Raw genomic sequence first — 15,434 nt, forward strand, 5'->3', positions numbered from 1 at the left:
TGCCCACCCCGTTCGGCGGCGTCAAAGCATCCGGTATCGGCCGCGACGGCGGCAACTGGAGCTTCGAGTTCTACATGGAACAAAAACACGTCGGCTTCGCAACTGGCCAACACAACATCATGCAGCTGGGGAAGTGAACTCGGGCAAGGGCTCTGGTACACAGACGTCGGTAAACACGAGGAGGAACTGCCATGGGAAAGATCGTACAAGCCGCGAAGATCACGCATGTGCCAAGTATCTGGATGTCCCACACGATGCCAAAATACAAAGGCATCCGGCAGTCTGCCATTGATGGTTATGCGCGCCTGCGCCAGGACGCGATAGACCGCGAGGTCGAGACGTTTCTTGTGTTCGACACCCATTGGATCACCAATCAGGGGTTTCACCTGAATACCAAAGAGCACCACAAAGGCCGCTTCATCAGTCATGAACTGCCGCACATGCTGGCAGACATGGAGTTTGATTATCGCGGAGATAACGCGTTGGGGGAAACCATCCTTGATGTTCTGCGTGAGCGTGGCGAGCGAGCGCTTGGCCATTCGCACCCTGATATGGGAATGGAATATGGCACCCTTCTGCCTATGCATTTCATCAACGAAGGGGTGAATGCGCGCGTTTTGCCCGTTGCAGTCAACCAGTTCTCGTCGATCCAGGAAAACCGCGTCTGGGGTGAGGCCATTGCCGAAGGTATCCGGCGTTCCGACCGGAACGTTTCCATACTGGCCTCTGGCTCACTCAGCCATGATTTCACGCCGAATGAGCGCTCGGTCGACGGATTGAATGCGGTAAACGGCGAGTTCAACCGCCAGATGGATATGCACGTGCTGGAGATGTGGGAACAGGGACGGTTCGAAGAGTTCCTTGAAATGCTGCCGGACTATGCGAAGAAATGCGCAGGCGAATGCGCCATGAATGACACGGCTTTGCTGTTCGGAGCTCTGGGCTGGGGCAGCTACAAGGGTGAGATCGACATCTACACCCCCTACTTCGGCAGCTCTGGCACAGGTCAGGCGAATGTCAGCTTTTCGGTCTGAAGGCAGAACTCGGGACCTTTTCATTTGAAGAAAGCACACCTGTTCGGCTTTAATCCGCGAGCCGAACGGGTAAGGTCGGGGACTGGACAAATTGGTGTTCAGTTACAAGAGAAGGCTTGCGCATGGATTGGGACGCGTTTTCGCATTGGGGTCAGCACATTTCGAAATGGGCGGCCGATTACCACAAGACACTTGCTGAACGTCCTGTTCGGGCCAAGACCACACCAGGAGAAATCGCGGCCCAGCTAAAGGCATCGCCCCCCGATAGTGGCGAGCCCATGGAAGCCATCATGGCCGATTTCGAACGAATCGTGATGCCGGGTATCACACATTGGCAACATCCCCGGTTCTTTGCCTATTTCCCGGCCAACGCAGCGCCGCCGTCGATGCTGGCTGAAATGCTGGTGACCACAATCGCGGCGCAATGCATGCTATGGCAGACCTCACCAGCTGCGACCGAGGTCGAAGGTGTCATGGTCGATTGGCTGCGGCAGGCGCTTGGATTGCCGGAAGGAACGACCGGAGTTATTCAGGACAGCGCATCATCTGCCACGTTGTCGGCTGTGCTGACCATGCGGGAACGGGCCACAGGGTTTACCGGCAACCGCGAAGGCCTGAACGCCAAGGGCGCACTGCGCATCTACTGCTCGGATCAGGTTCATTCGTCGATTGATCGGGCCTGCTGGGTTGCAGGGATCGGTCAGGACAATCTGGTGAAACTGCCGACACGTGGTCCGACCTATACGATTGATGCAGAGGCTCTTGATGTCGCAATTCAGGGTGACATCGCGGCCGGGTATGTACCTGCTGGTATCATTGCAATTACGGGCGGCACCGGGGTTGGGGCCTGCGATGATCTGGTGGCGGTGGCTGACATCGCGCAAAAATACGACCTCTATACGCATCTCGACGCGGCCTGGGCGGGGTCGGCGATGATCTGCCCCGAGCTTCGTGAGGCCCTTTGGCCCGGGGCGGATCGTTACGACAGCATTGTCTTCAACCCACATAAATGGATGGGGGCGCAGTTCGATTGCGCGATCCAGTTTCTGCGGGACGCCACGCCACAGCTCAACACGCTTAAGATCGAACCGGAATACCTCAAGACCACAGGGGCAGAGGTAACGAATTATTCGGAATGGACAATCCCTCTGGGTCGACGGTTCCGGGCATTGAAGATCTGGTTCTTGATGCGGTCATACGGTCTCGACGGGTTGCGGAGCCGAATTCGCAACCATGTGCTCTGGGCCAATGAACTTGCAGAAAAGATCGGCGCGATAGAGGGGTTTGAGATCACCACCGGCCCGATCCTGAGCCTGTTTTCCTTTCGCTGTCCAGGGGATGACGCCGCTCAGCAGCGACTGGTGGACGCGCTGAATGACGATGGCCGAATTTACTTGACGCAAGGCATGTTTAATGGCCGCAAGATCATCCGTTTTCAGGTCGGGCAATTCGACACAACCCGCGATGACGTGCTGATGGCGGCGGATGTCATCCGCGATGTCTGGGAGAGCCTGCCATAAAATTCGCAACGTTCAGTGCTGCAAGGGATACCTTCTTTTGGTTGATTACCGATGATGGTGCGATCGCCCTGAACGGTGATTTTCCTGAGTTTTCCAGCCTGTATGAAGTCATTGCCGCAGGTGAGTTTGCCCAAGCCGAAACCGAAGACTATGAATATCTAACACGCTCACTCTCGTTATGAGTGAGGGACCATCGGTGGGTAGGTCAAAGGTCAATTGTGGGTCTTTGAAGGATGAAAGGGTATTGAGGAAAGCGCTTTTCCGGCAACTTCGACGAGAGTTTAGCGAGAGATAAGAAAATGTTGAAAGTCGTTATACATCAGGGGTTTCATAAAACAGGCACTCGAACACTGCAAACAATGTTGCTCAGAAATCGTTCCCGATTAAAGGGCAGAGTGAATATTCTGGTTCCGAGTGATCTGCAAGAGGCGGGCTTCTCAGCACGGCGCTTTTCTGTAGTGCAAGAAGAACGAGTGCTAAATAAGTTTCGTAAACAATTAAGACAAGCTCTGGCGCGCTTTGAAAACGAAACAGACAAACCGCTTTTGATTAGTAACGAGGAGTTTGCGGGCCTGATTCCAGGGCGTAAAAATGTGTATTCTTATTCCATGGTAACGGTTTTGTCTGAAGTGCTATTGGATGAGATCGAGAAGTTCGCTGATGGTAACGCGCGTGCAACCTTCTTTTTTACCACCAGGAACGCCTCTGATTGGATTAAGAGTGTTTATTGGCAAAACATACGTTCGAACCGAATTCAGGAAGGCCTTTCGGAATACGCGGACCTACTTCAGCAAGGCGCAGATCTTGCTGGTGTGGTTGCCCGAGTTAAGGATGCCGTATCCTCCCGAGCCGACGTCGTTTCCCTAGACACCTCAAACATGAGTGACCGTCTATTTCCCGCCACAAAGGTGCTATCGATGCTGAACGTAAGGTCCGATGATCTTACGCCTGTCAGTAACTTGAATGTCCAACCGGTTGGAGCCGCAGAGTATTTTCTGGAATTGAACAGATCAAACATGACGGACGAAGAGGTCATGGCAGCGAAACGCAGTTTCTTAGACGATTTGAAGATGCGCAAAAAGTAAGAAAGAAGGCCACGCGCTCGCTGCAGCCACGGTCCTTATTGGCGCGCCTCAGGATAGCCGACCAATCTGATCTGCGATTTCAGAACAACACACGAGACCACACCCGTGCGTGATTTCTCCAAGCGGGCATGCCTAAAGCTTTTGCACACCATGCATGGTCAGGGTGCTCACCAGATCGGCATAATCTTCGCGGGCTTTGGGGCCTGCGCCGGTGTTCCACATGTAATACCAGTTCAACATTCCAAAGACTGACATCGTCGCGCCGCGAAGCTTGTCCTTGGCGCCGTCAAAAGAACCGGGGGACATTTCCAGAAGTATGTCGCGGACAAAGTTCACCAGATCAAGCTGATAGCCCCGCAGCCTTTTTTGCTGTTCTTCGGTCAATGCGCTCATGCCACTGATCTGAACCCGGTGCTCGTCATCTGCACCCTGATAGGCAAAAAGGATCTCGCGCACTGCTTTGCGCAGTTTCTGTTCGGGGTTAAGGCCGTCCAGATCAACATTGCAAATCCGGTCCCGCAACTCACGCAGGTACGTTTCAAGGATGTCATACAGGATGGCATCCTTGCTGTCATAGTAGTGGTATATGTTTGCTTTCGAGATGCCGCATTCTTTGGCCAAAAGGGTCATCGAAGCACGGTCAAACCCCTGGTCGGCAAACACTTTTGCCGCCATCTTCAGGATCTGTTCCCGCTTTTGGTCGTGGTCTTTGGCAATTGTCCGGGCCACGGCTCAGTCCTTATCGCGATTGTCTACAACGCGCTTCGCCTTGCCCTGAGAGCGTTCGACGTCGCCGGGGTCACCTACTACAATTTCGGTTGAAACGCCAACGACGTCCTTGATGCGTTTGGTCAGCATCCGTGCAGCGGCCGTTTTTGACAGCTCGTCGGTGGAATCGGGGGAGGATTCAACAAAGACCCGCATGGCATCCATGCGACCGGATTTGTAGAGCTCGATCTGGTAATAGGGGGCAAGACCGCCCGTTGCCATGACCTGTTCCTCGATCTGGCTGGGGAAGACGTTGACGCCGCGCAGGATCATCATGTCGTCACTGCGACCTGTAATTTTTGCCATCCGGCGCATTGACCTTGCTGTCCCCGGCAGCAGGCACGTCAGATCACGTGTGCGGTAGCGGATCATCGGCAGCCCTTCTTTGGTCAGTGTCGTGAACACCAATTCTCCGGTTTCGCCATCGGGCAGGACTTCTCCGGTCGCCGGGTCGATGATTTCCGGCAGGAAATGATCCTCCCAGATTACAGGTCCGTCTTTTGTTTCAACGCATTCATTGGCGACTCCGGGGCCCATGATCTCGGACAGGCCATAGATATCGACGGCGTGCATGTCGAAGGCTGCCTCGACCTCGGCCCGCATCGCGTCAGTCCAGGGTTCGGCACCAAAAACGCCAACCTTCAGCGAGCTCTCACGTGGGTCGAGACCCGCCTTGTGGAACTGTTCAAGGATATTGAGCATGTAGGAGGGTGTAACCATGATCCCGTCAGGACGGAAATCGTTGATCAGATTGACCTGCTTTTCGGTTTGCCCGCCCGACATAGGGACGACAGTCGCGCCAAGGCGTTCGATCCCGTAATGGGCACCTAGCCCACCGGTGAACAGCCCATAGCCGTAGGCGTTGTGAACCATGTCGCCCTTGCGCAGCCCAGACGCGCGAAGAGACCGCGCGCCAAGGTCAGCCCAGTTGTCTATGTCATTCTTTGTGTAGCCGACCACTGTCGGTTTGCCTGTTGTGCCGGAGGACGCGTGCAGGCGAATTATCTCGCTGCGCGGAACCGCAAAAAGACCAAACGGATAGTTGTCGCGCAGGTCGTTTTTATACGTGAACGGAAACTTTGACAGATCCGAAAGCTGTTGAAGATCGTCAGGATGCACGCCAGCCTCGTCAAAGCGCTGTTTGTACATCGGAACGTTTTCATAGGCGTGGCGCACGGACCACTTCAGCCGCTCAAGCTGTGTGGCGCGAATTTCGTCGATCGAGGCGATTTCGATCGGGTCCAGGTCCGCTTTGTTGGGGGAAAGGTCTTTCATCGCGTAACTCCTCCAGTCACGAAACTATTCTTGAAAATTCTGGCCGCCAATAGCGCGGGACATGCCGCGAAACTCAGCGATCAGAGTGTTGTCTTGATTGATGACGCGGACGTCGTAGATGCCGCTGCGACCGGACAGGTTCACTTCTGTCGCGGTGGCAGTCAGGCGGTCACCTTTCCGTCCCGGTGCAAGATAGCTGACCATTGTATGCTGCCCTACAGTCGCAACATTCCGGCTGTTGCAGGCAAAGGCAAAAGCACTGTCAGCAAGAGCGTGCGTGACGCCGCCATGGCAAATACCGTGTCCGTTACAGTGATGCGGCGCAACAGTCAGCGACAGGACAGCGCGCCCTTCATCGACCTCGACAAGCTCCATCCCGAACCATTTACTGGCTTCGTCATTGGCCCACATCGCTGCCGCGGATTTTTGGGCGCGTTCTTTTGGGGTCATCATTATCTTCCCTGAAAATGCGGTGCGCGTTTTTCGAGGAAACTGGACACGCCTTCGGCGTAATCAGCACTTTCCCCGCAGGTTTTCATTGCGTCCGCTTCAATTTCAAGCTGATCGGACAAGGATGTGGTGGCTGCTGTTTGAATGCACTGCTTGGTCAGACCCAAGCCAAGGGTGGGGCCGTTGGCGAGTCGCGTGGCAAGAGCGCGTGCTTCGGTCATCAGCTGATCATCGGGAAACGCCTTCCAGATCAACCCCCAGTCTTCCGCCTGTTTGGCGGTTAGGGGCATTGCTGTCAGGGCCAGCCCCTTAGCGCGCGCCTCGCCCAACAATCGGGGCAAGTGCCAGCTGCCGCCTGTGTCCGGGATCAACCCGACCTTGGAAAAACTTTGGATGAACTTCGCGCTTTCCCCGGCCAGAACCATGTCGCAGGCCAGTGCAAGGTTCGCGCCCGCGCCCGCGGCCACGCCGTTGACGGCACAAACGACCGGGAAATTCAAAGACCGGATCAGTCGAACCAGAGGGGCATAGAAAGTGCGTACAGTTTTGCCCAGGTCGGGCGGGCCATCCATTTTTGAGGGATCGCGGTCTCCAAGGTCCTGACCCGCACAAAAACCGCGCCCTGCGCCGGTCAGCAAAATCGCGCGGGCGCCTTTTTTGCGCGCATTCTTCAGCGCGTCGTGAAGGGCAAGATGCATCTCCTCATTGAACGAGTTCAGCTTGTCGGGGCGGTTCAGGGTTATTTCAACCCAGTTTCCGTGATCATGTACAAGGATCGTATCGCTCATGGCTGTCTCATCTGTTCCCGTGACAACTTAATCATTGCATTAACCGAACGGTTGGTCAATATATAAACCCGAACCGAATCTGGACTGATCAAAGGGATTGCCAATGTCGCAGCCGTCGCTGGTGAGTGTTGACTTTAAGGGCGACGTGGCCTGGGTCACGGTCGACAACCCGCCGGTGAACGCAACCTCGACGGGGGTTCGGCAGGGTCTGGCCGACGCGATCGATGCAGTTCAGAAAGCTCGGGTTGCCGTCCTGTGCTGCGCCGGTCGGACATTCATCGCAGGCGGTGATATGTCCGAGTTTGACGCGGCTCCGGCTGAGCCGCATTTGCCTGATGTTGTTCAGAAGATCGAAGACAGTAATGTGCCGTTTATCGCCTGTATGCACGGCAACGTGTTGGGTGGCGGGTTTGAAATTGCCATGGCCTGCGCGTGGCGGATCGCAGCGCCGGGCACCTGCTTTGGGCTGCCGGAAGTCAATGTGGGCCTGATCCCGGGGGCGGGGGGCACGCAGCGATTGCCGCGCCTTGTTGGAATGGAAGCGGCGGTCGACATCGCCTGTTCGGGTAAAATCCTGAAAGCCGAAGAAATGGCCATTCTCGGGGGAATTGACCTGATTGCCGATAACCCAATGTCGGCTGTTCTGGATTTTGTCGCCAACCTGCCAAAGCGCCCGGCACCTGTCAGTCAATGGCCCGTCGGTGAAGTCGCGTCTGACCTTCTGGAGACGAGCCGTCAGGCTTTGATAAAACGCGCCAGGGGTCAGCAATCACCGCTGGAAAACCTGACCGCGCTCAGCTGGTCGTCCGAACCCTTTGCTGCCGCACAGCCGAAAGAGCGTGCGCGCCATCTGGCTCTGCGTCAAAACTCTGAAAGCCGCGCCTTGCGGTACGCCTTTTTTGCCGAGCGCAAGGTGGCCAGACCTTCCATGATTGCCGGAGTTACTCCGCGCGATATCAGCCGGATCGCAGTTGTCGGTGGCGGGTTGATGGGCGCAGGGATCGCCACCGCTGCCCTGAGTGGCGGGCTGTCTGTTACTTTGATTGAAAGAGATTTGGATGCAGCTGCCGCCGCCCGTAGCCGGGTTGAGGGGCTGCTACAGAGGGCGGTCAAGCGGGGTAAGATGTCCGAAGCACAGCTGCGGGAACGCCTTGCTGCGTTTCGAGCTGTGGACAGCTACTCCGAAGCTGCGAACGCTCAGCTGGCGATCGAGGCTGTGTTTGAAGACTTGTCAGTCAAGCAACAGGTTTTTGCAGAATTGGCCCGCCATATGCAGCGTGACGCGATTCTGGCCACGAACACGTCTTACCTGAGCCCAGTCGATATCTTCGCGGGTATCGAAAATCAATCCCGGTGCATTGGCCTGCACTTCTTCAGCCCTGCCCATGTCATGAAGCTGTTGGAAGTCGTGCATACGCCGCAAACTTCGCCCGAAGTTGTCGCCACAGGGTTTGCGCTCGGAAAAAGGCTTCGCAAGGTTTCTGTCCTGTCGGGCATCTGCGATGGTTTTATCGGCAACCGGATGTTGGCTGCGTATCGGCGCGAGGCTGATTATTTGCTGGCGGATGGGGCGTTGCCTTATCAGGTGGACCAGGCAATGCGAGCTTTCGGGATGCCCATGGGGCCTTACGAGCTGCAAGATCTGACAGGCCTCCAAATCGCCTGGGCCAACCGAAAACGCAATGCCGCAACCCGCGACCCGAACGAACGCTATGTGACGATCGCTGACCAACTTTGCGAGATGGGTCGTCTTGGCCAACGCACAGGCAAAGGATGGTATCGCTATGAAGTGGATCATCGCGAACCGATCCGCGATCCCGAAGTGGAGGCGTTGATCGAGTCCTACTCGGCTGAACAGGGCATAACGCGGCGGGCATACGCGCAGGACGAAATCGTGTCGCGCATCTTGGCGGTGCTGGCCAACGAGGGCGCGTTGATCATTCAGCAGGGGATCGCCGAGTCCGCGGAAGCCGTCGATATGGTTCAAATTCACGGCTACGGCTTTCCGCGCTGGCGCGGCGGGCCGATGAACTATTGCAAGGAAATCGGAGCCAACACGTCGCACGCAATGATGGAAACCGTAGCCAAGGAAAGCCCCGGTTCATGGCGCGTCGCGGGCTGTCTTGGAGACAATTAACAAGTTGATGGTTACAAAAGTGACCATTAACGCATTCTTGACTCATGTTTCACAGGGAGGAGACAGAACTATGAAATTCACAAGGTTGAGCACACTTCTTGCCTCAGCTGCACTGGCCGTTTCAGGTACAGTGGCGCTTGCAGCAGACTATACGCTGACCATTTCCAGCTGGGCCCCGCCGACCCATGGCATCAATGCCAAGATGTGGCCGAAATTCGTCGAGATGATCGAAGAGGCCACCGGTGGTCAGGTCACCGCCGAGCTGAAGTTGGGCCTTGCCCCGCCCCCCGCGCAGATGGACCTGATTATGGATGGTGCTGCAGATGCCTCGATCATATTCCACGGCTATCAGCCGGGTCGGTTTGTCACCACCAAGATGATCGAACTGCCCGGATATGAAGGCTCGGCCGAGGCTGCGTCGGTCGCATATTGGCGCGCATATGACGCGCATTTGAAGGCTGCGGATGAACACCGTGGCGTGAAAGTGATCGCCTTGCACACGCATGGTCCGGCTCAGCTCCATTCCAGCAGCCCGGTGACGTCTCTGGACGAAGTCTCGGGCCTCAAGGTTCGCATCCCTGGCGGTGTTGGCGGTGACGTGGGCACGGCGTTGGGTGCAACCGGTATCCAGGTTCCTGCACCGAAAGTGTATGAAACCCTGGCCTCCAAGGCCGCAGACGGCGTCGTCATGCCCTTTGAATCCCGCAAAGGTTTCAAGCTGACGGAAGTGGCCCAGAACGTTTATGAGGTCCCTGGCGGCCTGTATCGCGGTTCTTTTGCCTTTATCATGAACGAGGACACCTTCGCTGACTTGCCCGCCGATCTGCAGGCAGCGCTGGAAGAAAACGTTTTCGGAGAACCGCTGAGCCGCGAGATTGGCAAGATCTGGGATGAGATCGATGCGATCGGCCGGGAAGAAACCGAAGGCACCGAAGGCAACGCGATCCATGCCGCATCCGCTGAAGATCTGGAAAAGTTCAATGCGATTGCTGCGGATGTACGCGCCAAGGTTATCGACGAAGTCAATGGCACAGGCATCGACGCCCAGGCCGCCTATGACATGATCGTAAATGAAATGGCTGCGCAATAACGCAGACTGGCTGGCGGACGCGATCCGCCGGCCGATTTCACCCGCTGGGGACCCGTTATGCAATCTCTCGTGACCTTTGCGCGTCGCGTCAGTATCGTGCCTACGCTGCTGGCCTGTGCCGCGCTGTTCATCTTGATGGTGATGACTTTCTTTGATGTCATCCTACGATCTGTATTCAATGCCCCGATCGAGGCGGCCACGGAACTGACCCGGATCCTGATGGCCGTCCTCGTGTTCTCGGTCTTGCCGATGATCTCAGCAGGCAAGGGTCAAATCGCTGTGGATCTGACGGATGGGCTGTTTTCACGCCTGCGGTTAAGTCGGGTACGTGATGCGATTGTATATCTGTTCTCTGGCATCATGCTTTATTGGCCGATTCAGCGTGTTTGGGTATTGGCTGAACGTGCGCGGGATTACGGGGACGTCACGGAATATCTTTCGATCCCAGTCTTCTATGTAGGCTGGTTTATCTCGGGGTTCATAGCGATCACCGCTGTTGCAATGATCATCACCGGCTTCTTGCACTTCTTTGCCCCCCATACCTTGTCGGAGCACCCCCAATGACCGCTGCGCTGATCGGTTTTGTTCTTGTTCTTGTTCTTGTGCTGGTGCGCTTGCCTATCGTGTTTGCAATGGGATTGGTCGGAACGCTTGGCTTTGCCTATGAACGCGGCGGCAGCATTCTGTCCGAGCGCGGGTTAAAGGCCGCGATGTCGATGGTGGGTCGTCAGATCACCGACACCGCGCAGGATTACGGCCTGTCGGTGGTCCCGCTGTTCATCCTTATGGGCCTATTCGTGAACAAGGGTGGGCTTGCGCGTGAGCTTTACGCAGTTTCAAACGCTTTTCTGGGCCATTTTCGGGGTGGTATCGCCATGGCGACGGTTGCGGCATGCGGAGGCTTTTCAGCCATTTGCGGCTCGTCTCTGGCAACGGCGGCCACCATGTCCAAGGTCGCAATGCCGGAGATGCGCCGCTATGGCTATTCCGACGAGCTGTCGACAGCATCGATTGCAGCGGGCGGCACACTTGGAATTCTTATTCCGCCGTCGGTGATCCTGGTCATCTACGGGCTGCTGACCGAAACCTCGATTGGGAAACTTTTCGTTGCGGGTATCATTCCCGGCCTGCTTGGCATTCTGTTCTACCTGCTCGCCGTGCGCTGGACCGTCGCACGCAAACCCGAGTCGGGACCGGCGGGTGAACGTCACGGCTGGGCCGAGCGTCTGTCGGCGGTGCGCTCAGTCTGGGCCGTATTGCTGCTGTTCTTTCTGGTGATTGGCGGATTGTACGGTGCATTCGATTTTCATCCACTGAACCTGACCTTCAGCCCGACCGAGGCGGCAGGCATGGGCGCAATGGGCGCTTTCCTGATCGCGCTGTCACGAGGCGGGCTTACTTTGGGGTCGACTTTTGAGGTGCTGAAGGAAACCACCTATACCGCCGCGGCATTGTTCTCGGTTCTGATCGGGGCACAGATCTTTTCGAATTTCATCAACCTTGCCGGTCTGCCCGAAGCGCTCATCGCGTTGGTTACGGCCTATGACGTTGAACCTTTTGTGGTGATCCTGATGATCCTTGGGATCTACATCATTTTGGGTTGCGTCTTTGAATCCCTGTCGATGCTGCTGCTGACAGTGCCGATCTTTTTCCCGCTGGTCACGTCGTTGGGGTATGACCCGATCTGGTTCGGCATTGTTGTGGTTGTCGTGACCGAAATCAGCCTGATCACTCCACCCGTCGGATTGAACGTTTTCATTCTGAAAGGCGTGGTCGGAGATGTGTCAACAGGAACAATCTTCAAGGGTGTTACTCCGTTCTGGGTAGCGGATATCTTCCGGCTGGCCCTGATCGTTCTGGTGCCATGGTTAGTGTTGGTTCTGCCTGAACAAATGGGGGCGATGGGGCACTGATGTTCTCTCTGACCGCGCTTCCGGACGGGTTTCACACAGACCCCTATCCTGCCTACGCCGTTATGCGCGAAGATACGCCCGTCTGCTGGCAACGTGACGGATCGGTTATCCTGTCCCGATACGAGGATCTGGACCTTGTTTACCGGGACACCTCGCGATTCATATCGGACAAGAAAGCGGTATTTGGTCCCAAATACGGGGTCGACAGCCCCTTGTATGAACACCACACCACCAGTTTGGTGTTTAATGACCCGCCGCTGCACACCCGTGTTCGCAAGGTGATGGTCGGGGCGATGAACCCGCGCGCGTTAGCGCAAATGGAACCGGGTCTGATTCAGCTTGTCGATGGGCTGCTCGACGAGATGCAGGTCAAAGGCAATGTCGAACTGATCGAGGATTTTGCCGGGGCAATCCCGATCGAGATCATCGGCAATCTGCTGGGTATACCACGATCCGAACGCGGGCCATTGCGCGATTGGTCTCTGGCCATTCTTGGTGCGTTGGAGCCGCAATTGACGCCAGAGCAGGAAGAGTGGGGTAATCGCTCGGTCTCGGACTTCAAGGACTTCCTGCGGAATATCATCGGGGATCGCCGCGCCAACCCCGGAGATCCGGCAACGGATGTCCTCACCCGGCTGATCCAGGACGACACGGATGGTGGCCTGACCGAGGTAGAGCTGTATCAGAACTGCATATTCATCCTGAATGCGGGGCATGAGACGACAACGAACCTGATCGGCAACGCATTGGAGCTGTTGGACCGGCACCGCGACAAGCGGGCGGAGTTGCTGGCTGACCCGAACCTGATCGTTCCGGCTGTGGACGAGTTTCTGCGGCTGGAAAGCCCGAACCAGTTCGGCAATCGCCTGACCATCGTTGATGTAACGTTCCACGGTCAAACCATTCCGGCTGGTACCGATGTTCATCTGTGTATCGGTGCGGCCAACCGCGATCCACGGCAGTTTGACCGGCCCGACGAGATGATCTTGGACAGACGCCCCAACAAGCATCACGCCTTTGCCGGAGGGCCTCATACCTGCGTTGGTCTGACCCTCGCGCGTCTGGAGGGCCGGGTGGCTGTGGGCCGGTTCTTGGCCCGTTTTCCAGACTACCACATCACCGACGGCGCCGAACGGGGCGGGCGTATCCGGTTTCGGGGGTTTGCACGTTTACCCGCGCGGGTCTGAATAACCCGGCTTAGGAAAAATGCTTGGTAATTTATTGACCGACCGTACGGTTTAAAATATGATTTCACGAGACCGGCTTGTGGCAGCGCGGGGATCGCGACAAAGATGAGGAGACGCTCATGACTATCCAACAGATTTCCAGCTTTGCAGCCGGTGAGTGGGTTTCGCCCGGCGAGGGTGCCCGCGCGATAGCTAGCGCTGTGACCGGCGAGATTATCGCCACAGCGGGTAACAATGCTTTAGATGTTCAGGGGATGTTGGACTATGCGCGCAATGTCGGGGGGCCGGCACTGCGCAAAATGACGTTCCATGAACGGGCCAAAATGCTCAAGGCGCTGTCCGTCCATTTGGGTCAGCACAAGCAGGCGATGTATGATTTGTCTTTCAACACCGGTGCGACGCAATCGGATCATATGATTGATATCGACGGCGGCATCGGAACGATGTTTGTCTTTGCCGCAAAAGGCCGTCGTGAAATGCCGGACGGACATGTCTATCTGGATGGCGATGTCGAGCAGATTTCGCGCAACGGCACTTTCTTGGGGCAGCACATCTGCACCCCGCTGCAAGGTGTGGCAATTCACATCAACGCGTTCAATTTTCCGGTTTGGGGGATGCTGGAAAAGCTTGCCCCAACCCTTCTGGCGGGCGTTCCGGCGATTGTAAAACCCGCCACAAGCTCGTGTTATGTGACCGAGCTGTGTGTCAGGTTGATGCTTGAGTCCGGCATCTTGCCAGCGGGTGCATTGCAGTTGGTCTCGGGTGGTTTGGGTGGCATGCTGGACCGTCTGACCATGCAGGACGTGGTCAGCTTTACCGGATCCGCTGATACAGCCCTGAAACTGCGCTCCAACCCGGTGATCCTTGAGAACTCGGTGCGTTTTGTTGCGGAACAGGACAGCCTGAACTGTTCGATCCTTGGCCCCGATGCCGCGCCGGGCACGCCGGAATTTGACCTCTTCGTGAAGGAAGTCCAGCGCGAGATGACCACGAAGGCAGGGCAGAAATGCACCGCAATCCGTCGGATCATCGCGCCCGAACCGCAGGTACAGGTGGTAATTGACGCGTTGTCGGCACGTCTGGCGAAAACGACCATTGGCGACCCAAAGCTGGAAACCACCCGCATGGGTGCGTTGGTTTCGAACGGTCAGAAGCGTGATGTTCTGGAAAAGGCCGCCATTCTCGGCCAAGAGGCCGAGCGTGTCTTCGGCAACCCCGATGATTTCGCGGTTGAGGGCGCTGATGCCGAAAAGGGTGCGTTCCTGCCGCCCATGCTCTTCCATTGCGCTAATCCTGACGCGGCGCAGCGTGTGCACGACACTGAAGCCTTTGGTCCGGTCAGCACAGTGATGGGGTATCGCGATCTTGACCATGCCATCGAACTGGCGAACCGGGGGCAGGGCTCTCTGGTGGCGTCGGTGATCACCCATGATCCCGAGGTTGCGCGACAGGTTGCCATGGGATCAGGGGCTTATCACGGGCGTCTGTATTTCAACAACCGCGACTCGATGAAGGAATCCACCGGTCATGGCTCACCTCTGCCGCACATGGTTCATGGCGGTCCGGGACGCGCCGGTGGCGGCGAAGAAATGGGCGGGGTACGGGGTGTGAAACACTATATGCAGCGCACCGCCATTCAGGGTTCGCCCGATCTGCTGACAGCGATTGGCCGGAAATGGGTGCCTGGCGCGACCGAAATCGAAGGTCCTGCTCATCCCTTTACCCGCCGGTTTCACGATCTGTCGATTGGTGAGACCCTTTACACGGCGCCGAGAACCATCACCATGGAGGACATTGAACACTTCGCCAATTTCACCGGTGATACCTTCTATGCACATATGGATCAGGCAGCGGCGGAACGTAACCCGTTCTTCCCGGGCCGGGTAGCACATGGGTACTTGCTGTTGTCTTTCGCAGCCGGATTGTTCGTCGAACCGAACGAGGGGCCGGTTTTGGCAAATACCGGTCTTGACGGGCTGCGTTTCATGAAACCGGTCGAGGCTGGCGACACCATCAAGGTGCGTTTGACGGTCAAGCACAAGACCAAGCGCAATGATGACTACGGCGAGGTTCGCTGGCACGTTACCCTGACACAGCAGGATGATGAGCTGGTCGCAGAATACGAGTTGCTGACCATGGTTGCCTACTAGGCACAAGTGCAGGTGCGCAGGGGCTGGATGGCATTTC

15 protein-coding genes are annotated in these 15,434 nt (G+C 56.6%); 11 read left to right on the top strand and 4 right to left on the bottom strand.

Going from position 1 to position 15,434, the window contains the following annotated elements:
• From ACR0DS_RS18960 to ACR0DS_RS18980, 5 genes are all read left to right on the top strand, one after another.
• Window positions 1-137 (top strand): aldehyde dehydrogenase family protein (locus ACR0DS_RS18960; RefSeq protein WP_480616893.1); only part of this gene is annotated, 137 nt, incomplete at its 5' end.
• 54 nt (window positions 138-191) lie between these two features.
• Window positions 192-1,034: a 3,4-dihydroxyphenylacetate 2,3-dioxygenase gene (hpaD, locus tag ACR0DS_RS18965; RefSeq protein WP_480484866.1), complete on the top strand. Its 843-nt coding sequence runs from the start codon at window positions 192-194 to the stop codon at window positions 1,032-1,034.
• 122 nt (window positions 1,035-1,156) lie between these two features.
• The gene (locus tag ACR0DS_RS18970; RefSeq protein ID WP_480559086.1) at window positions 1,157-2,554 is read left to right on the top strand and encodes a pyridoxal phosphate-dependent decarboxylase family protein; all 1,398 of its coding nucleotides are present in this window, start codon (window positions 1,157-1,159) and stop codon (window positions 2,552-2,554) included.
• Window positions 2,555-2,595: 41 nt separating this feature from the next.
• The gene (locus ACR0DS_RS18975; protein WP_480484864.1) at window positions 2,596-2,736 is read left to right on the top strand and encodes a hypothetical protein; all 141 of its coding nucleotides are present in this window, start codon (window positions 2,596-2,598) and stop codon (window positions 2,734-2,736) included.
• A 117-nt stretch (window positions 2,737-2,853) separates the two neighbouring features.
• Window positions 2,854-3,639: a hypothetical protein gene (locus tag ACR0DS_RS18980; RefSeq protein ID WP_480559088.1), complete on the top strand. Its 786-nt coding sequence runs from the start codon at window positions 2,854-2,856 to the stop codon at window positions 3,637-3,639.
• A gap of 132 nt (window positions 3,640-3,771) precedes the next feature.
• Here the strand turns inward: ACR0DS_RS18980 and ACR0DS_RS18985 are convergent, their stop codons facing one another.
• Genes ACR0DS_RS18985 through paaG form a run of 4 tightly spaced genes read right to left on the bottom strand, consistent with a single transcriptional unit; the run spans window position 3,772 to window position 6,920 of the window.
• Window positions 3,772-4,368, bottom strand: coding sequence for a TetR/AcrR family transcriptional regulator (locus ACR0DS_RS18985; RefSeq protein WP_480484862.1), 597 nt, complete (start codon window positions 4,366-4,368; stop codon window positions 3,772-3,774).
• Window positions 4,369-4,371: 3 nt separating this feature from the next.
• Entirely contained in the window at window positions 4,372-5,682 is a 1,311-nt protein-coding gene (gene paaK, locus ACR0DS_RS18990) for a phenylacetate--CoA ligase PaaK (RefSeq protein WP_267365260.1), read from the bottom strand.
• A 24-nt stretch (window positions 5,683-5,706) separates the two neighbouring features.
• The gene (gene paaI, locus ACR0DS_RS18995) at window positions 5,707-6,132 is read right to left on the bottom strand and encodes a hydroxyphenylacetyl-CoA thioesterase PaaI (RefSeq protein WP_480484868.1); all 426 of its coding nucleotides are present in this window, start codon (window positions 6,130-6,132) and stop codon (window positions 5,707-5,709) included.
• Between the two features lie 2 nt (window positions 6,133-6,134).
• Window positions 6,135-6,920, bottom strand: a complete 786-nt coding sequence (gene paaG, locus ACR0DS_RS19000; RefSeq protein ID WP_480484861.1) for a 2-(1,2-epoxy-1,2-dihydrophenyl)acetyl-CoA isomerase PaaG — start codon at window positions 6,918-6,920, stop codon at window positions 6,135-6,137.
• Between the two features lie 103 nt (window positions 6,921-7,023).
• Here paaG and ACR0DS_RS19005 point away from each other — a divergent pair, with 103 nt between their 5' ends.
• The 6 genes from ACR0DS_RS19005 (at window position 7,024) to paaZ (ending at window position 15,397) form a co-directional block, all read left to right on the top strand.
• Window positions 7,024-9,057, top strand: coding sequence for an FAD-dependent oxidoreductase (locus tag ACR0DS_RS19005; RefSeq protein ID WP_480559090.1), 2,034 nt, complete (start codon window positions 7,024-7,026; stop codon window positions 9,055-9,057).
• Between the two features lie 70 nt (window positions 9,058-9,127).
• A complete protein-coding gene (locus ACR0DS_RS19010) occupies window positions 9,128-10,147 on the top strand; it encodes a TRAP transporter substrate-binding protein (protein ID WP_480559092.1) in 1,020 nt (339 codons plus the stop codon).
• 57 nt (window positions 10,148-10,204) lie between these two features.
• On the top strand, window positions 10,205-10,711 hold the full coding sequence (locus ACR0DS_RS19015) for a TRAP transporter small permease (RefSeq protein ID WP_480559094.1): 507 nt from the start codon (window positions 10,205-10,207) through the stop codon (window positions 10,709-10,711).
• Window positions 10,708-12,060 (top strand): TRAP transporter large permease, encoded by a 1,353-nt coding sequence (locus tag ACR0DS_RS19020; RefSeq protein WP_480478172.1) that lies wholly within the window; start codon window positions 10,708-10,710, stop codon window positions 12,058-12,060. The genes ACR0DS_RS19015 and ACR0DS_RS19020 overlap by 4 nt, the downstream gene beginning before the upstream one ends.
• Entirely contained in the window at window positions 12,060-13,247 is a 1,188-nt protein-coding gene (locus tag ACR0DS_RS19025) for a cytochrome P450 (RefSeq protein WP_480559095.1), read from the top strand. The genes ACR0DS_RS19020 and ACR0DS_RS19025 overlap by 1 nt, the downstream gene beginning before the upstream one ends.
• A gap of 119 nt (window positions 13,248-13,366) precedes the next feature.
• On the top strand, window positions 13,367-15,397 hold the full coding sequence (paaZ, locus tag ACR0DS_RS19030; RefSeq protein ID WP_480559097.1) for a phenylacetic acid degradation bifunctional protein PaaZ: 2,031 nt from the start codon (window positions 13,367-13,369) through the stop codon (window positions 15,395-15,397).
• Window positions 15,398-15,434 lie beyond the last annotated feature (37 nt).

The sequence above is a fragment of the Ruegeria sp. AF5 genome (assembly GCF_056541905.1).